This is a genomic window from Bacteroidota bacterium, assembly GCA_018692315.1.
Lineage (GTDB): Bacteria > Bacteroidota > Bacteroidia > Bacteroidales > JABHKC01 > JABHKC01.
Genome location: JABHKC010000248.1, coordinates 15,048 through 35,124 on the forward strand (window position 1 = coordinate 15,048; position 20,077 = coordinate 35,124).

13 protein-coding genes and 1 tRNA gene are annotated in these 20,077 nt (G+C 31.5%); 7 read left to right on the forward strand and 7 right to left on the reverse strand.

Annotated features, from left to right (window positions below; translation table 11 throughout):
- Nucleotides 1–46: 46 nt before the first annotated feature.
- Complete coding sequence (locus HN894_18015) at nt 47–1,684, reverse strand: T9SS type B sorting domain-containing protein (protein ID MBT7145223.1); 1,638 nt, start codon at nt 1,682–1,684, stop codon at nt 47–49.
- Between the two features lie 411 nt (nt 1,685–2,095).
- A complete protein-coding gene (locus HN894_18020; GenBank protein ID MBT7145224.1) occupies nt 2,096–3,382 on the reverse strand; it encodes an insulinase family protein in 1,287 nt (428 codons plus the stop codon).
- A gap of 81 nt (nt 3,383–3,463) precedes the next feature.
- Here HN894_18020 and HN894_18025 point away from each other — a divergent pair, with 81 nt between their 5' ends.
- Nucleotides 3,464–5,914 (forward strand): hypothetical protein, encoded by a 2,451-nt coding sequence (locus HN894_18025; protein MBT7145225.1) that lies wholly within the window; start codon nt 3,464–3,466, stop codon nt 5,912–5,914.
- Nucleotides 5,915–5,957: 43 nt separating this feature from the next.
- Here the strand turns inward: HN894_18025 and HN894_18030 are convergent, their stop codons facing one another.
- Together HN894_18030 and trxA are read right to left on the reverse strand one after the other, a co-directional pair.
- A complete protein-coding gene (locus HN894_18030; GenBank protein MBT7145226.1) occupies nt 5,958–6,464 on the reverse strand; it encodes a redoxin domain-containing protein in 507 nt (168 codons plus the stop codon).
- A gap of 167 nt (nt 6,465–6,631) precedes the next feature.
- Nucleotides 6,632–7,006: a thioredoxin gene (trxA, locus tag HN894_18035; GenBank protein ID MBT7145227.1), complete on the reverse strand. Its 375-nt coding sequence runs from the start codon at nt 7,004–7,006 to the stop codon at nt 6,632–6,634.
- Between the two features lie 153 nt (nt 7,007–7,159).
- Here trxA and HN894_18040 point away from each other — a divergent pair, with 153 nt between their 5' ends.
- Nucleotides 7,160–8,572 (forward strand): HD domain-containing protein, encoded by a 1,413-nt coding sequence (locus HN894_18040; protein ID MBT7145228.1) that lies wholly within the window; start codon nt 7,160–7,162, stop codon nt 8,570–8,572.
- A 378-nt stretch (nt 8,573–8,950) separates the two neighbouring features.
- Nucleotides 8,951–9,931 (forward strand): DUF4837 family protein, encoded by a 981-nt coding sequence (locus HN894_18045; GenBank protein ID MBT7145229.1) that lies wholly within the window; start codon nt 8,951–8,953, stop codon nt 9,929–9,931.
- Nucleotides 9,932–9,961: 30 nt separating this feature from the next.
- Here HN894_18045 and HN894_18050 read toward each other — a convergent pair whose 3' ends face one another.
- Nucleotides 9,962–12,520, reverse strand: a complete 2,559-nt coding sequence (locus HN894_18050) for an adenosylcobalamin-dependent ribonucleoside-diphosphate reductase (protein ID MBT7145230.1) — start codon at nt 12,518–12,520, stop codon at nt 9,962–9,964.
- Nucleotides 12,521–12,939: 419 nt separating this feature from the next.
- Here HN894_18050 and HN894_18055 point away from each other — a divergent pair, with 419 nt between their 5' ends.
- From HN894_18055 to HN894_18070, 4 genes are all read left to right on the forward strand, one after another.
- A complete protein-coding gene (locus tag HN894_18055; protein ID MBT7145231.1) occupies nt 12,940–13,551 on the forward strand; it encodes a riboflavin synthase in 612 nt (203 codons plus the stop codon).
- A gap of 122 nt (nt 13,552–13,673) precedes the next feature.
- Nucleotides 13,674–15,278 (forward strand): S41 family peptidase, encoded by a 1,605-nt coding sequence (locus HN894_18060; GenBank protein ID MBT7145232.1) that lies wholly within the window; start codon nt 13,674–13,676, stop codon nt 15,276–15,278.
- Between the two features lie 49 nt (nt 15,279–15,327).
- The gene (locus tag HN894_18065) at nt 15,328–15,957 is read left to right on the forward strand and encodes a carbonic anhydrase (protein ID MBT7145233.1); all 630 of its coding nucleotides are present in this window, start codon (nt 15,328–15,330) and stop codon (nt 15,955–15,957) included.
- Nucleotides 15,958–16,060: 103 nt separating this feature from the next.
- Nucleotides 16,061–16,144: transfer RNA gene (locus tag HN894_18070), tRNA-Leu, on the forward strand.
- Between the two features lie 596 nt (nt 16,145–16,740).
- On the opposite strand, the gene HN894_18075 is transcribed toward HN894_18070, so the two are convergent.
- Together HN894_18075 and HN894_18080 are read right to left on the reverse strand one after the other, a co-directional pair.
- On the reverse strand, nt 16,741–19,317 hold the full coding sequence (locus tag HN894_18075) for a carboxypeptidase regulatory-like domain-containing protein (GenBank protein ID MBT7145234.1): 2,577 nt from the start codon (nt 19,315–19,317) through the stop codon (nt 16,741–16,743).
- A gap of 180 nt (nt 19,318–19,497) precedes the next feature.
- Nucleotides 19,498–20,004: a TPM domain-containing protein gene (locus HN894_18080; protein MBT7145235.1), complete on the reverse strand. Its 507-nt coding sequence runs from the start codon at nt 20,002–20,004 to the stop codon at nt 19,498–19,500.
- Between the last annotated feature and the right edge of the window lie 73 nt (nt 20,005–20,077).

The window sequence follows — 20,077 nt, forward strand, 5'->3', positions numbered from 1 at the left end:
AAGAATAAATTATTGGCTGAAAATTCTTAACGAAACTGACAATTGGTTACCGTATTAGCGTAACATGTCCGCCTTTTTCAAAAGCCTTATTGTCAAATGCTGAAGTGTATTTTATAAAATAAATATATGTGCCTCTCGGTGCCATTTCATTATTTATAGTTCCATCCCAGCCTTCGAATGTATTTTTTGTTTGAAAAATTAACTCTCCCCAACGATTGTATATTTCGAACGAATAATTGTTCAAATCTGTGAATAATACGCGAGGTAGAAATATATCGTTTAATCCATCATAGTCAGGAGTAAAGGCGTTTGGAACTGATATCCTTGATTGCAAAGTAGCACATGACCAATTTGAACTACTCTCTCCCTGAAATTCAATATTCTCGCCATTGGCATAAACTGTGTGTAGGTTTTCAACAGCTTTAACTTGGTAACAAAATTTTCCTGATTGCTCAGGATATCTCCAATACGACTGTATGTTTTCAATATCTAGAAGCCCACCATCAGGTATGTTCGGATAATTATAAATAATATTTTCGACTTTATCGATAAACGAAACATCGCCATCATAAAAATAGTCGTATATGTCGATAACTTGACCATTTTTAACAATATCTACAATTGTATCTAAATATTCGCCATCTATGGTTCTAATTATTTCATACTCTTTGGTTTGACCTATCCAATCTTCAACGCTATTCCAGTCTAAATCGACTGAAAGGTCAATATTCGATGTAGTATTTAGAACTATATTGTTTACGATATTTGATTCCTCTATTTCTACATTACAAGTGTTTATTGCAATTAGTTTATAGTAGTATATTTCAGATTCGGTATTTATGTAATCTGTATGCGATAGGCGATTAAATACAGTACCATCAAAAGGAAATACCTTTATTGTATCATAAAAACCATGAAAACTATTTGAGCGAGCCAGACAATGCTTAATAATATCTGCATTTAAATCAATATAGAATGACAGTTTTACTATGTTATTCCCAGAAACTGTTGCATACTCTGCATTCAAAACTTCCGGAGGTCTTGGCATATCTGTATAAATCTCTATGATGTTAGATTTTGAAGTTTTTGATTGGTCATCATTGATTGCCCGAACAAAATATTTGTAAGTTATTGAAGGATCTAAATGAGAATGAATAAACGAAGTTTGCGTACCTTCAATTAAACTTAATAAAGTATATGGAGCCGAACCTCTTTTTACAAAAATCTGATATTCTTTAACTCCATTGTCCCAATTTATATATTCATTCCACGACAATCTGGTTTTGGCATAACAAGGTTCAAAATAGTATTGTAAAAACATTGTATTATGTGGGGCACTCATTTCTGCAACATTATCAGAATTATCGAAAGGAGCAACAAAATATGTTTCAGATTGAGTGTCGGTGCTTGGTGCTGGTGGTTTAGTCCAGTTGTGCAACAAAGTTATTGTTGAACCATTCGGAATAGTATCTATTGGCACTTTTGCAGCATCAATAAGCAAATATATATAATATCCGTCAACATCTAAAGATGTACACATTTCCCAGCTAATTCTCACCATATCTGTTGTAAGTACGCTTACAGAATCAATTTCAACAGGCTCGGGAGGTGTTGTATCTTGCGAAAAACTTATATTAAAAGCAAAATATATTACAAGTAGTATTAATAAAAATTTTTTTAGCATCTTATAATATCAAATTAATATTCAGTTGCTTATACTAAATAAAACCAAAAAAAAACTAAATTATTTTACAATATTTTTTTCAAAACAAAAAAACAAATTTAATAAAATATTCTAACTGAAATATTTTCGATAAAAACTTTTTGGCTTTCGTAGTTTAATCTATTAGAAGCAACTATCATATTCTAAAGTTTAATACTTTCGCACTTAGGCTTTGCTACGAAATAAATTGACCAAAACCAGCGAAGTTATTTTGTGCGATAACAAGGCAAAAAACACAGGCATAGCCATAGCTACGGCGAGTATTTTTAACGAAGTTTGCGTGCAAAAGAGCAAGCTTGAATGGTCAAGTTATTTCTTAGCAATGCCTTTGAGTGAAACTTCTAACATCTTATCCTAAAATTTGCAAAAATCTCAATAACGATTACCAACAATCACCTCATACATTTTATCTGCAACAAGATATTTTGTAGCAATTTTATTAAGTTCTAATGGTGTGATAGATTTTATTTGTTCAACATATTTCTCGTAATAATTGCTATTTAGTTTAAAATCAAGTATTAACCTATAGCTGTCTGCCAAGGCAAAAGCACCATCGAAATTACGCATCAAATCGCCGAGGATATAGTTTTTTACAGTGTCAAGTTCGTTTGGCTTAACCAAATCTTGCTTCAGTTTTTCAATCTCAAAATATATTTCGTTTACAGCCTTCTTGCAATATTCAGTAGCAGTTTCGGCAACAATTACAAAAAATCCAGAATTTTGTAATGGAACTAAAACAGAGCCAATTCCATATGTATATCCCTTTTCTTCGCGAATATTTTTCATCAGTCTCGATCCAAAATATCCACCAAAAAGTACATTCAAAATTTTCATAGATTGAAAATCTATATGTTGTTCGTTAATGCACAATTTCCCAATGCGAATGGCAGATTGAATTGAATTTTCTTTTAGGACGAAATGTTTTTTTTCGAGCGATGAATTTATTGAAACGTTCTTTTCTACCGGCATTACGGTTTTGTCCCACGAACTCTGCCCAAACAATTTGTTAAGCAGAGATAAAATATTTTTATCGAATTTGCCGGAAATAATAATATCACAATTTTTAGAATTATAATGTTGTCCGTAAAATTCACGAATTTGTTGTAGTTCCAAATTGTCAAAATCTTCAACAACAGTTTTTCTACCGTATGGACAATTTTCGCTGAAAATTACTTCCTGAAATTTTTTATGAGCCAGACTTTTAGCCTTTGAGTTTTCTACAATAAAAGATTGCTTTCGTTTTTTTAGATAAATTTCAAATTCATTTGCTGGAAAAATTGGATTCAAAATAATATCAGCAAAAATATTTAGAGTTTCCTCCATGTATTTTGATAAGGAATATAAAGTAACTATAGCTTTGTCGTGCTCAACATTATAGGTCAAATAGGCACCATAGTAATCAAGTTTTTCGGCGATTTGAAAAGAACTTAAATTTTTAGTGCCTTCATTTAGCATTGAAATTGTAGCTGACGAAACCAAATTTTTTTCTTGATACCAAACTCCTGCATTAAAAATAAAATCTATCTTAATAACATCTTGAATGCCAGCATTGAAAGCATACAATGGAATGTTGTTGTCTAATGTAATTCTGTCTGGTTTAATAAAATTGATTTTGTTGTTGGTAGCAATTGGAACTTGCTTTTTTCTGTTCAACTTCATATGGTTCTGTCTAATATTATTGAAATATATTCATGTTTGTACAATAAAATTTAGAACAAATCTACAAAAGTTTCGTTTCCAATGAAATTGAAATTAGTATTTTCGTATATGGCTGTAAAACAAACGAATATAATTATTTTCATTGTGCTAATGATTATTTCTTCATTCAGTAATCTATTTTGCCAAAATTCGGTTCAAGGAAAAATTGTCGATTTAGATACAGAAGAAACTTTGGCATTCGTAAATATCATTGCAAACAATAATCCGCAATTTGGCACAAGTTCTGATATTGATGGATTATTTTCGATTTCTCTGAAAGAAAAAATAGATACCATCACTTTAAGTTATGTTGGATACAAAAAACTAACAATTGATTTAAAAAATAAAAATCTGAAGAAACTTCTAGTTTTTAAATTAGAGAAAAGTAATTTTCAGATTGATGAAATTGTGGTGAAAGCCGGTGAGAATCCTGCGAATAGGATTATCAGAAATGCTATAAAAAACAGAAAACTAAACAATCCTGAAAATATTTCTTCTTTTAAATATTCATCCTACAATAAAACCACTTTCGATTTTGTTGTGAATGATGCAAAGCAAAATGATAGCTTGAAGATAAATCTTAATAAATTTCTACGAGGTGGCTATTTTTTGATAATGGAATCTGTTTCAGAAAGAAAATATTTAAAACCTGACAGAAACGAAGAAATTATCACCGGAACAAAAGTCTCAGGATTTAAACATCCGAGTTTTGCTACTCTCGCAACCGATTTTCAGCCATTTTCATTTTACAAAAGTTTAATAGAAATTTTAGATATTAGTTATTTAAATCCAATTTCTGTTGGAAGTCTAAAAAAATACTATTTTTCTATTGAAGATACTCTTATTCAGAATATTGACACTTGTTTTGTTATTTCTTTCAAACCACTTCCAAATAAAAATTTTGAAGCTCTAACCGGATTATTATATGTCAATTCGAAAAAATTTGCAATTCAGAATATCAAAGCAGAGCCATTCGAAAAGGGGCTAATTAATATTAAAATTCAGCAAAAATATAAGCTAATTGATGGCGAATATTGGTTTCCCGAGCAGTTAAATTTTGATATGCTAATAAAAAACTATCCAAGCAAAAAAGTTGGAACCATGGCACGAGGAAAAAGTTATATCAAAAATGTAGAGCTTTTTGCGGAAATTCAACTTAAAAATTTATCTGTGGAATCGCTTAGTTTGCACGAAAAGGCAAATCAAAGGGATACTATCTTTTGGAATAATCATAGGGTTTTTCCTTTAAATGAGCGTGAGCTAATTACTTATCATACAATCGATAGTGTTGGAAAAGAAAACAAATTTGATGCAATGTTGGCTTTCATTGAGAAAATTTCATTCAATAAAATTCCGATTTCACTTATTGATATTGATATTCAAAAAACATTTGTTTACAATAAATTCGAGGGCTACAGATTAGGAATTGGAGCTTATACCAATGAAAAACTATTTAATAATTTTTCGATCGGAGGATTTTTTGGTTATGGAACCAAAGACCATCAATGGAAATATGGAGGAGAATTAATTTGGAACATCGACAGAAAAAATGAATTTGAGTTTCGTGCAAAATACGAAAATACATTATCAGAGTCTGGCGAATTGGGTTATAAATATTATAACTCATTGTATTATAATGTTCGCGATTATCTTTCTGTGAAAATGGATAGAAAAATTCAAGAAAGTATTTCGCTGAGTTTTAGGGCACTAAGATTTGCTAAAATTCGCATTTCATTTGGAATAAAAGAATTTCAACCGCAATATGACTATGGATTTGGAATTGACTCAAATTCTTACTTAAGCAATTATAATATAAGCGATTTGACAATTAATTTGCGATATGCTTTCAGAGAAAAAATTGTAAATTCTTTTAAGCAAAGGATTAGTATGGGGACAAAATTTCCAATATTATATCTGACATATACTAAAGGGATTAAAGATGTTTTAAGAAGTGAATTCGATTACAATAAATTGGAAATTGCAATCGAAAAAACTATTGTTTCAAAAAACATTGGAAAAACATATTTGAGATTTGAAAGTGGATTCATCGACAGAACCATACCATTTGGTTTGCTCTTTTCGGCTGAAGGTAGTTTCAGTAAAGATCTTCCTGTTTTGGTCAAAAATTCATTCCAAACTATTAGACCAAACGAGTTTTTATCCGACAAATATTTGAATTTTTACTTTTCTCACAATTTTGGCTCTTTATTGTTCAAAACCAGCAATTTCAAGCCGCAACTTTCGCTACACCAAAATTATGGATTAGGATATTTGTCGAATCCCGAATTTCATAGTCTTGTTGAGTTCGATACAAAAGAAAATGGATATTTCGAATCGGGAATCCAAATTGATAATTTGATAAAACTCAATTATTTCGACATCGCATATTTGGGTTTCGGAGCCGCTGTCTTTTATCGTTACGGATATTACTCGTTCGACAAAATAGCAGACAATTTTGCTTTCAAGCTTTCAATTACATTATCTACAAACTAAGTTCATTGAACTATGCTGAAGAGTTTTAAAAGACAATTCGATATTATAAATTTACCTTCAAGAAGTCAATAATTATCTCATCGAATTTTTCGCGAGACATTAGCCCCTTTGCCATCTGCGGTTTTCCTTTGGCAGGAATGAATAAAAATGCCGGAATACTTGAAGTTTGAAATACGCTTGCCAATTCTTTTTCGTGCTGAACATCAACTTTATACACTTTTAGTTTGCCATCGTAGTCTTTATTTATTTGAGCAAGGGTAGGAGCAACCATTTTGCATGGCTTACACCAATCTGCATAAAAATCAATTATTGCAGGAACTTCTCCTTTGTAGATCCATTCCTCGTTTTTTTCATAATCGAAAACTTTCTCTTTGAAAGTTTTGCTTGTTAGATGTTCAATTTTTGTTTCGGTATTTGTTTCCTTTTTGGCTTTAATTGCTGTTTCTGTTTGTGCTATTTTTTTTGTTTGCACTTTTTCATCGCTGTTTGTTTGCGAGCAAGCTGATAACCAAAATGTTGCAATCAATATGATAATTATTGTCTTTTTCATGTTATTAAATTTACAATGTTATAAAATGTGCGTGTAGCTAAAAAAAGGAAATCAGAAATTAATAGATAGAATTTTGTATGCATTTTCCTGATTTCCATAAGTACCTTCTGATACTTGCAAAATTAGTTCAGGCTAATATTTGTAAATCATTTCTACAAATCCAATTACTAATTTAGACTTGGCTCAATAACTTTCAAAACTTCAGCAAAAGCTTTTTTGAATGAATCTTTTGGTAATGCTCCCTGTGCCATTTGAGGCTGGCCTTCTTTTGGCACAAAAAGAATTGAAGGAATACTTTGAATCCCAAACATCCCGGCTAATTCTCTTTCTACTTCAGTATTCACCTTAAATATATTAAGCGTTGTTCCATATTCTTCTTGTAATTCTTCGAGAACAGGAGCTACCATTTTGCAAGGTCCACACCAATCTGCGTAAAAATCAATTACACAAGGGACTTCGCCTTCAAATTTCCAATCTTTATTTTCTTCAAAATTAAATACCTTTTCTTTAAATGTTTCTTTTGTTAAATGTTCTAATGCCATCGTTTTATTTATTAAAATTACAAATTCATTATTTAAAATCTTGCTGCCTTAATCAAAACAAATACCAAAGTATAAAATCGTGAGTTTCTTCAGTATTTTTTCAATTTATTGTAATTTTGTCATCTTTATAACAACATATTGTCATATGTACATATGAAGAAGTATTTAAATGATAATGTTTTTACAATTTTGGCAGAAATTGTAAAAACAAACAAAATAGAGGCCTATGTAATAGGTGGATTTGTTCGGGATATTTTCCTTAAAAGAAAGTCGAAAGACATTGATATTGTTACGGTTGGGAGCGGAATAGAACTGGCTAAAAAGTTAGCAAAAAAGCTTGGAATCTCAAATGTCAATATCTTTAAAAATTATGGAACAGCAATGATATCGATGGAGAATTACGATATAGAATTTGTTGGAGCCAGGAAAGAATCCTATAATTTCGAATCGCGAAATCCGAAAGTAGAAATTGGAACTCTCGAAGACGACCAAAACAGGAGAGATTTCACTATCAACGCTTTAGCTATTAGTTTGAATCCTGGAACTTTTGGAAAGTTAATTGATCCTTTTGCGGGTGTTGCCGATATTGAAAAGAAAATTATTAGAACACCTTTGCAGCCGGCATCTACTTTTTCCGATGATCCTTTACGAATGATGCGTGCAATAAGATTTGCTACGCAACTCAAATTTTCTATTGAAGAAGAAACTTTTAAAGGCATTGCCGAAAATGCTGAACGAATTAAAATTGTTTCCTTCGAAAGAATTATTGATGAGCTAAACAAGATTATTCTGTCAGAAAAACCTTCAATAGGTTTCAGACTTCTTGATGAATCGGGATTATTAAAAATAGTTTTTCCGGAAATGGAAAAATTGAAAGGTGTTGAAGAAAAAAATGGGAAAAAGCATAAAGATAATTTTCTTCATACAATACAAGTTTTAGACAGAATTAGCCAAAATTCAAATAATTTGTGGCTACGATGGTCAGCAATTTTGCACGATATTGCTAAACCTCAGACAAAACAATTTGTAGAACATCAGGGTTGGACATTTCATGCGCACGATTTTATTGGTTCTAAAATGGTAGCTCAAATTTTCAAAAGCTTGAAACTTCCACTTAATGAAAAAATGAAATATGTTAAAAAATTAGTTTTGTTGCATCTGCGTCCAATTGCGCTGGTAGAAGATGTTGTAACGGATTCTGCCATTCGCCGGCTTTTGTTCGATGCTGGCAACGACATTGACGATCTGATGACACTTTGTGAAGCAGATATAACTTCTAAAAACGATAGTAAGGTAAAAAAATATTTGCAGAATTTTAATCATGTCAGAAAAAAGCTTAAAGAAATTGAGGAGAAGGATGCAATCCGTAATTTTCAACCTCCAATTAGTGGCGAGGATATTATAAGAGCTTTTGATTTGAAACCTTCGCGAGAAATTGGGATTATAAAAAATTCTATAAAGGATGCTATTCTTGATGGAATTATTCAAAACAACTTTAACGAAGCCTACAATTTTATGCTGGAAAAAGGGAATGAATTAGGTTTAAAAGAAAAAATGGAGAACTAAAGTTCTCCATTTAAAACTATGAAAAAAATCTACCAAAAATTTTTCTGTTTTATCTACCTTTTTTTACCAGATATATTAACGAGTAGATTCTTATTTGTTGCAGGATTTTCAACAAAACTCATAATATTATTGACAAACGTAATAAATAGTGTGACAAACAGATTGATTCTGGTTTTTGAATTTCTACTATTTATTAAAACTATATGAAATGACTGACAGAATATGGTTTTTGAATGATTAACATTTTATTTAACTTAAAGCTGATTTTAGAATTCACTATTGAAAGTGATATTTATTTTGCCTATAATTTCTGGTATCTAATTCGCATTTTTCCAATAAACCAAAAAATAATTCGTTGTAACGAAAAAATAATTTAATATGAAAAAAATACAAATTGCTTTAATATTTGTTTTTGTAATCTTGACATCCTGCCAAAACCAAAGCAAATCGTTGATGTCGAGTGTTACTGGAAAAGCCGGCGAGGTTGTTTTAATAATTGCCAAGGGTAGCTGGGAGTCGGAAATAGGCGAAAAGTATAGAAATATTCTACAGCAAGAACAAGTTGGTTTGCCTCAGGATGAACCGATGTTCGATTTAGTTCAGATTACACCGGCTTCATTTTCAAAAATATTTCAAACTCATAGAAATATTATTTTTTCGAATATTTCAAATGATATTAGCGAAGCAAAAATCAGTATTAAAAATGATGTCTGGGCTTACCCTCAAATTGTAATAAAAATTGAGGCTCCCGATGAAATCTCCTTAATGAAACTGTTGAAAGAATATGAAAAGACAATTACGGATCGTGTACTACAAGCTGAGCGCCAAAGAATTATTCATAATTATAGAAAATATGAAGAACAAGGAATAAGTTCACGCTTAAAAAAACGACATAATATATCTCTCACAATTCCAAAAGGTTATGAATTTGATGTTGATACTGCAAATTTTGCATGGATAACCCACGAAACTTCTGACATCAGTCAGGGAATATTGATTTATTCATACAAGTATGAAGAGGAAAATAATTTTTCATTAAATTTTCTATTGAATAAAAGAGATGAGTTTTGTAAAAAGTTTGTGCCGGGACCGAGCAAAAATTCATATATGACAACAGATCGAATCTTTTCCAATAATTTTGAGGAAAAAACTGTGAATGAAAATTATGTTGCCGAAATTCGTGGCTTGTGGCGAGTCGAGAATGATTTTATGGGCGGTCCATTTATTAGTTTTTCCACTCTTGATAAAAAACGAAATAGAGTAATCACAATCGATGCCTATGTGTATGCTCCAAAGTTTAATAAACGTAATTATCTTCGTCAGTTGGAAGGTATTTTATATTCTCTGAAAATATTATAAATTCTATGGGGCAAGAAAATTGTTAATAATTTACCCACACTTAGACGTACCACAAGCTGTGCAAATTAGGCAACCCTCCTGATATCTAAGAAATTCGGAACCACAGTTTTCGCATTTTGTTCCTTTTTTTGGTACAATTCCATTTGGGATATATTTTTTCAGGGCTCGTTCGACTCCATTTTTCCATGTATTTATCGACTGGCTGTCTAATTCAAGCGAAGATATAAGATCTACCACATGCTGAATTTGCATACCATGTCGAAGAACACTTGAAATTAATTTTGCATAATTCCAATATTCCTGATTAAACATATGCGACAAACCTCCGAGTGTGTTTTCATAGCCAAATTTGTCAGTATATTTGAAATCATATCTGGATTTTCCTTTTATAGCATTTTTGATTTTAATGATTTTTCCTTTTGTAACACTTTTTGGAATCAGCAAAGAATCTTCATTTGACAAACCAGTGAAAATTTCGTAGGGTTTTTCATCAATTAGTCCGACAAATGCGACCCAGCTTTCTTTATTATTTTTAAATCTAATAACTTCGGCTTCGAGTTCTTTTGGCCGTCTTGTGTATTCAAATTTTTCTTCGGTCTTTTTTTCTTTAGAAATTAGTATTCCATCTCTCGAACCTTCCCGATAAACAGTTATTCCTTTGCAACCGCATTTCCATGCTGTTTCAAAAACATTGGCAATAACTTCTTTGCTTGTTTCCTTAGGTAAATTCACAGTTACACTTATCGAATGGTCAACCCATTTTTGAATTCCTCCTTGCATTTTCACTTTATTCACCCAATCAATATCTTGCGATGAAGACTTATAGTATGGCGATTTTTCAATAATGGTGTTTAATTCATCGTCAGGCAAATTCATGACTTTATCAATTTCATAATTCTTTACCTCTAACCATTTTACAAATTTATGATGAAATACATTGTATTCTTCCCAGCTATCTCCCTTTTCATCAGTAAAAATAATATTTACATTTTGATCGTTTGGATTTACTTTCCTCCTTCTTTTATAAGATGGTTGAAATATTGGTTCTATTCCTGAAGTAGTTTGCGTCATTATGCTTGTAGTACCTGTTGGTGCAATAGTTAGCAGAGCAATATTTCTACGTCCAAATTGCAGCATGTCTTCATATAATTGATTGTCTGCCTCTTTCAGTCTGTTAATGAAAGGATTGTTTTTTTCTTTCTCACTATTGAATATTGCAAATGCACCTCTGTCTTTTGCCAAATTTACCGATGACCTGTAAGCTTCCATAGCTAAAGTTTTTTGAACTTCGATTGCAAAATCGATAGAATTTTCGCTACCGTACTGAAGCCCTAATGCTGCTAACATATCGCCCTCGGCTGTAATGCCTATACCCATTCTCCGTCCTTTTACAGCTTTTTCTCTTATGTTTTCCCAGAGTTTTCTTTCAGTTCGTTTTATTTCGTCGTCTTCAGTATCACCATTAATTTTATCTAAAATAGCATCAATTTTTTCTAATTCCAGATCGATAATATCGTCCATTATTCTTTGCGAATAAGTAATATGATCTTTGAATAATTGAAAATTAAATTTGGCATCTTTTGTAAAAGGATTATCGACATAGCTATATAAATTTAAGGCCAGAAGTCGGCAACTATCGTAAGGACATAGCGGGATTTCACCGCAAGGATTCGTCGAAACTGTTTTGTATCCTTCATCGGAATAACAATCTGGAATTGACTCCTTAATTATTGTATCCCAAAACAAAATTCCTGGTTCGGCCGATTGCCATGCATTCTGAATAATCTTATCCCAAAGTTTTTTTGCTTCGATGGTTTTTGTATGGCTGGGATTTTTTGCATCAACCGGATATTGCAGCTTATAATTTGTATTGTTCAATGCCGCTTCAATGAATTCATCGTTTAGTTTTACTGAAATATTTGCACCGGTAACTTTATTCTTTTCAATCTTTGCATCAATAAAATCTTCTACGTCAGGGTGTTTCACTGATACACTTAGCATAAGTGCTCCGCGTCTTCCGTCCTGGGCAACTTCTCTGGTCGAATTTGAATATCGTTCCATGAATGGAACAATGCCTGTAGAAGTTAAAGCACTGTTTAATACTGTGCTTCCGTTTGGCCTGATATGTGACAAATCGTGGCCTACTCCACCTCTGCGTTTCATCAATTGTACTTGTTCCTGGTCGATTTTTAAAATTCCGCCGTAGGAATCGGCAGGATTACAATCGCCAATCACAAAACAATTCGACAATGAAGCTATTTGGTTCTTGTTGCCAATCCCTGTCATGGGTCCACCTTGCGGAACTATATATTTAAAGTTTTTCAGGACTGCATATATATTTTCTTCTGATAATGGAAATGGGTACTTTTTCTCAATTCTGTATATTTCTTTTGCGAGACGTTTGTGCATATCGTCCGGATTACTTTCAAATATATTCCCGGCTGAGTCTTTTAGAGCATATTTATTTACCCAGACTTTGGCTGCTAACTCATCGCCTTTAAAATATTTTAATGACTCATTGTATGCCTCATCGAAAGTATAAGTTTTCATTTTAGTATTTTTCTCATTTATCAGTTCTTCTATAAACATTGGTGCAAGTAATTTTCAAATTAACAATATATTTATCTTGAAATTAAAGTATGAAATTTGAGCTGAGGTAATAAATCTATTAAGATTTACCCAAAATTCTAATCTGCTGAAAGTTATAGCTTTCTACGATATACAACTTAACATTCCATTTTTATGCGAAAGTAATGAGATATAAAATAAAATACTTAATTATTTATTAACAATAATAGCTTAATTAATTATTAAACAAAGTTTTAAATAGTTGATTATTTATTTTTTCTCTCTAAAGTGTTGAAAATTAGTCGGCAAATTCTAATACGTTGAAAATAAGGGCGATTTACAGCATTTCATTTTTCAATTTGGCAATTCAATTTCAGTGAGTTTGCTAAATAAAATATTTACTTTTGTAAAATTATAATTATCAAAAAAATAGATTAGATATGTTTTCAGGAATAGTAGAAGAAGCAGCCAAAGTTGTAGAAATAAAAAAAGATAAAGAAAACTTGCATATTACTATGGAGTGCTCTTTTGTTGATGATCTAAAAATTGATCAAAGCATTTCTCACAATGGAGTTTGTTTAACAGTTGTAAAAAGGAACGATAAAACCTACACGGTTACAGCCATTCAAGAGACTTTAATAAAATCGAATCTCGGACTTTTAAAAATTGGCGACAAAGTAAATCTCGAACGAAGTATGAAAATTGAGAGTTTGCTCGATGGTCATCTTGTTCAAGGTCATGTTGATCAAACTGCCGTATGTAAAAAAGTTGAGGAAGCCGATGGAAGTTGGTATTTTACCTTCGAATATGATTCTAATTTGGGAAATATTACTGTAGAAAAAGGTTCAATATCAGTAAACGGTGTTAGTCTAACTGTTGTAAATTCTAAAGAAAAAACCTTTCAGGTAGCAATAATTCCATTTACATACGATGTAACCAATTTTCATCAATTTCAAGTAGGAACGGTTGTCAATTTAGAATTTGATGTAATAGGAAAATATATTGCAAAAATCGTTAAACAACAATTGGAAGGATACAATTTAAAATCCTGAGTAAAAGCCTTTGGTAGGTAAATTTTGTTATTAGTTAGAAATAGTCGATAATTTACAAAGTATTTTCTATCAAAAGTTTTTGTTAATTTTTTTCTAAGTTTGCCGACTTTTAAAAACAATATATGGACAGTACAAACAAAAAATGGGTAATAATAATGCCTATTATTCTTGCATTAGTTTTAATAATAGGAATATTGTTAGGAAGTAAATTGCAAAACAATAATTACGATAAAAAGTTTTTTATACATCCCGAGCCAAATAAATTCAATACCATTTTGAACTATATTGAAGAAGAGTATGTCGATTCAGTTTCGAAATCGGAATTAGTAGAAAAAATAATCCCGGATATGCTTGCAGAATTAGACCCACATTCGATTTATATTCCTGCAAGAGATTTGAAAAGAACAAACGAACCATTAGAAGGGAATTTCGATGGAATTGGGATTCAATTTAATATTCAGAGAGATACAGTTTTTGTGGTTAATCCTATTCCGAAAGGGCCATCCGAAAAGGTTGGAATTTTGGCAGGCGACCGAATTGTTTATGTTGACGACTCGTTGATAGCTGGTACAGGAATTACCAACAATTCTGTTATGAAAATGCTTAGAGGCAAACAGGGAACAAAAGTTAAATTAGGTATAAAAAGAAAGCAAAACAAAGAAGTCATAAATTTCGTTGTAACACGCGACAAAATTCCACTTTACAGCGTTGATGTTGCATATATGGTTTCTGAGGATATCGGATACATAAAAATCAGTAAATTTTCAAGAACTACATTCGATGAGTTTATTAGTGCTATAGAGGAATTGCAAAGCGCGGGATTAAAAAAACTAATACTTGATTTGCGAAACAATAGCGGAGGGTATATGAATGCAGCAATTAATATTGCCGATCAATTTCTAAATTCTAATAAACTAATTGTTTATACTCAAGGAAAAGCAAGGCCAAAAAATAAATCATTTTCTACATCCTCCGGACTTTGTTTAAATACTGAATTGACAATACTGATTGATGAATTTTCGGCTTCTGCAAGCGAAATTCTGGCAGGTGCAATTCAAGACAACGATAGAGGAACTATTATTGGTCGCAGGTCTTATGGTAAAGGATTGGTTCAGGAACAAACTATTTTTCATGATGGTTCGGCACTACGTCTCACAATTGCACGATATTACACCCCAACAGGCAGGTGTATTCAAAAATCTTACGAAAATGGAAATTCCGATTATTATCATGATATAAATAATAGGTACGATAATGGTGAATTTTCGCAAGCCGATAGTATTCAATTGCCCGATTCTTTGAAATATTATACTCCGAAAGGAAAAGTTGTGTATGGTGGCGGAGGTATTATGCCAGATAATTTTGTCTCAATGGATACAATTAGATTATCACCATATTTTACCAAACTAATTAACAAAGGTTTAATGTATCAATTTGCATTTAAATATGTTGACGATAACAGGCATGTACTTTCGGAATTATCAGGTTTGTCGGATTTGATTTTCCATCTCGAAAAAGAAAATATCTTCCAAATATTTCTTGCTTTTGCTAAAGAAAAATCAGTTTCGGGCACCAAAAAAGATATTAAAATGTCAGAAAAATTGATCAATACAAGAATCTCTGCCTTTATTGCCAGAAATATTTTTAATGATATAGGTTTCTATCCGATTATTAATGAAGAAGACAAAACTGTTCTTAAAGCCGTGGAAATATTGAAAGCAGAATAATTTTTAAATTTTCAAATACAAGTTTTCAGGTTTAATAATATAAGTCAAAATGAATTACCTAAGTTTGTTCAAAAATAATGAAGATTGGATTAATGAGAAATTGCAATTAGACTCGGACTATTTCAAAAAATTATCCAAAGGTCAAAATCCGGAATTTTTATATATTGGTTGTTCAGATAGCAGAGTTTCACCTGAAGAATTCGCTGGATTGAAGCCCGGCGACACATTTGTTCATCGTAATATTGCCAATTTGGTTGTAAGCATAGACTTAAACCAAATGGCTGTGATAAATTATGCAATAAATCGATTGAAAATAAAACATATAATCGTTTGTGGGCACTACGGATGTGGAGGAGTAAAAGCTGCAATGGAAGCCAGCGATTTAGAAAAATTAAATCCTTGGTTGCAAAATGTCAAAGATGTTTATCGTTTGCATACCAGGGAATTAACCGAAATTTCAAATAGTGAGGAAAGATATAAAAGACTTGTAGAATTAAATGTTGAAGAACAGTGTATTAATCTGTTAAAAACTCATGTAGTTCAAAAAGAATTTGAACTAAGAAATATCCAAATTCATGCTTGGGTTTTCGATATTCAATCAGGAAAAATAATTGATTTAAATATTGATTTTGAACAAAAGCTAAAACCCCTAAAAGAAATTTATAGCTTTAGAAACTAAAGACCTTGCAAAGTAAAATTCACACATCATCAGCCAGAAATAAATGAAATATTTTTTTGTAGCCTAATTTCAAATATATATATTTGCATCGCAAAATTTAATAGCCCAGGTGGCGGAATTGGTAGACGCGCTGGTCTCAAACACCAGTGAACGCAAGTTCGTGCCGGTTCGACCCCGGCCCTGGGTACAAATAAAAAGAGCAACCTGATGGTTGCTTTTTTTGCACCAAGTAAATTCATAAACTATTGCAACAGTTTATAGTCTCTATTCAAGAATTATAGATTCTTATTATATTGTTAGTTGTAAAGATTTTAGCGAATGATTTGAGGAACATCGTTCAAAAAAATATCAAAACTGTTTTTCGGTTAAAGTCGACGATTGGATTCTTTTTTATAAGAATGATGGTTTGGATTATTCGCAAGCCAGGAGTATTGAGGTTCACATAAAAAAATGAAAAGTAAGAAATACATTTATAATCTTAAGAAATATCCCGAGATTTCGAATAAACTTATTCAGAAGTATAGAAAAGATGGCGGTCCCAATAGCTATCGGGATGGTAGACGCGATGGTCTCAAACACCAGTGAATGCAAGCTCCTGCCGGTTCGATAATAAATGAATTTCTGGTCTATCGGAACGACCCAGACTCTGGGTACTCATAGTTAAAAACCTCTGAATGAGAGGCATTTTGTCTAATCAGACAATTCTATTGTTTTCTTAACTTGCTAAATTGTATTGAAAATTGGAATTCTTTCTATCAATATAATTAGACAAGTTGGGAAATTTTACATATTTTTCGTTACAGTAACCCCTTTTCTCTCAATAAACGGAACTCCCAATTTGACACCGGTATATTTGTGTGTCTTACCAATAAAACCTACAAAAGCTTCCAAGTTAAACAAATTGAATATTTTATTAAGACCATACCCTACCTCATAATAGGGCATTCTATCTACTGTATGAAGACTGCTGAAGTATAGATTTTCGTTCATTAACCTTCTATTCAAGACCGGTAATCGTTTAAGTAATATTCGAAAATTCGTAAGTTTAATATGTGTCTCTACATATTTATCTATGGTACTGTATTCATAATATTCAAGTAAACGAAATATATTTCCAGGTGAAGTACCCATAACAAAAGGCGTATTAGTACCGAAACGTTTATAATCGGCAAAGTACACCTTATTTATATTTATGAAATTTCCTCCAATTAATTCATAGTGCAGAAGACCGATTTTTCGAATTTGAATGTTTTGTAAAATGGATGTTTCAATCCTGTCGAAGTTAACATTACTGCAAAAAATATTTTTTACTCCCTTATAATAATTAAGAGTAAAGGTAGGGTAGTTTGAATGTAAATAAATTTTAGTACCCTTTTCAACCTTGTAGTAGTATTCCGGCGTATACCTAAGTCGCAACCTGATGTTAAACCCATTGTGATCTCCAACAGGAGAATCCTCTATGGTAGCTATTGAAGAAGTATCTGATGTATAATAATCAATATATATCTTGGCCAGATCCATTATTTTTTTTCGTTTAGCATACTCAAGATTAATCAAAAAATCTAAACCATTAATAAGATCGATTCTATGTGCAATTTCGATATAATCCTTTTGATATGCTTTAAGATAATCCTCATTTAGAAATACTGTAGTTATTAGATTTAGATTCTTAGGAATTCCTGTACTCGAATCAAAATCAGAAGTTATTGTGCCACCTGACATGAATAAATTCCCTCGCTTTAGACCATTGTACCTGAACTTCACTCCGATATCATGAGTCATTTGCTGCCTTCCAAATGAGTAATCAATATCATAGTTTATTTGAAAGTGTTTTCCATTCATCTTGTAATATGAATATGTAAACTCATTACCATATTTAATTTTCTCAGTTGTATTGTAGTCGATATGTATTGGATCAAAGATACCACCATATAGAAACTGATGTTTCTCTTTATCAAAACTAAAATTACCGCCAACTAATACTTTACTCCATCTGAATGTCTTTGTTTTCCTTTTAAGTCGATTGCTTTCCTCTGCATCAATTCTAGTATTTAATAATCCTTTCTTGTGAATTCTAATCTCATGGTCGGTCAAACCCATTGGTCTAATAGAATTCCAGTATTTATAGGTTCTTATTTTGGCACTATCATTAGTATGTTTAAATTGTTCAATTTCTAACTTTTTTTTATTATTTGATTGTTCGACAGATGCCCTGATAAGTTTTGAAAGTTTCTTTGATTCCGATTTTGCCAAAATATTTTTCTGAAGAAATTGATGAATTTCAGAGAATTCAATTCCTTTATCTAGATCGGTGTTTTCTTTCTTGATAAAATTGAAATTTCTATCAGGATTAATCATCAGATTGGATTTGACTTTTATCTGATATTCGAAGAATGCAACCGAACAAGTATGAGAAAGCTTTTTGCCTATTTTTTGATTTTCAAAACTATAATTATGACTTATAGGCATCCATACTTCATTTTTAACCGGGGCATAAATTTGATTTATAGTAATTGTTCGAGAGTTTTGCTGTATCTGAAGTTCGACACCATACAAACACCACAACCCATCTACTATATATAGGAATCCGGAATAAAGATTACAACCTTCTTGATATGGAATTACTTTAATTTTATACACCAAATATCTCCTATCTAAGAATGAAGATATATGTTGAAATTTATAGTACGTATTTGCATCTCGATTTAAAGGTGAGATTGCTCCATGAATTTCTTTGTAGAGTGGAGTTGTAATATAATCCAGAGGTAAGCGGTCATTTTTTTCCTCAGAACCAAGAAACGATATAGTATTTTGGGCTACTGTTTCAGGAAGTTCACAATGAAAGTCAATAATTTTCTCATATACAAAGTGATTTGTTTTTTTCCCCCTTGACTTTCTAATGAAACTCGATTCGGAAGTTTCATTGCCATTTACCTTGAGATAGATCTTACAATCAAATTCAGCAAGCTGGTTTATATAGTAAGAACCCATGGCGATAGCTTTCTGGATAATTGTATATCCTGCTTCTTGATTACCCTCATTTGATCTTTCATAATGAAAACTATATTCTCGCTTGCACAGAACAATATCTACGTGTTTCGGATTTTCTAAACATTCCAATTCCAACTCTTTTGTTATATATCCATAACAATGAATTGTGAAATTATACTTTCCTGGTTTGAGTTTTAGTTGATAATCACCTTCACTATTTGTCATGTTGCATAATGAAGAATCCGCACAATACAAAGCAGCATTTGAAATTGGTCGTCCTTGTTGATCAGTTATTTTTCCTTCAACTATTTGACAATGGCATCTAAAGGCAGTTATTAAAATCAGGAAAACAAGCAGATATATTCTCATAACCTGAAATGCAATTTTTCCATACAATATGAGATTTATGAAAATAAATAATCCTTTTTAATCGATAGATTCAAAACCAAATGAGAATAATATTCAAACCAAGTATTAATGTTATTTGTAATCTGGTGGATAGTTTTTATTTAATGAAAAAGGTCAATTGATAAATGACTGATAACATAGCTATTTTTCCAATTCTTTTATTATTTCGACGAGTCCATTTTTTATTCCTTTGTGGATATCCCGACTTCTAAACTCAGGTAGAATTATTTCGTTAATTATTTTTTTCTTTTCTTCATCGGTTAATATACCTTTTAGCCCTGAACCTATATAAATCTCTATTTTCCTAAGCTTCCTGCCAAACACTATGATAACTCCATTGTCAAAATTCCTATTATTCTTATTCCAGAAGTTTGCCAGTTCTTTGGCATAATCGTCCAAAGAATCAAAAGGTTTGAATGACTTGGTTGAAACAATTGCTATTTCATTTGTTGTCTTTTGCTTGTGCTTATTTATCAAGATCTTGAGCTCTTCGACCTCTCCTTTATCAAAAATTTCTTCATAATCATTTACGCATCCAGAATATTTCGGAATCTTATGATTATTTGATTTTTCATTCTGTGCAATCATTTTCTGAGAGAATGCTATTCCAACTAGCAGGATTGCCAAAATTGATATTCTTTTCATCATCTTTATTATTTAATTAGTACATAATTCATTTTGTAATCTTTCTTATTTAAAGGGTATTATTTGGACTGTTCAT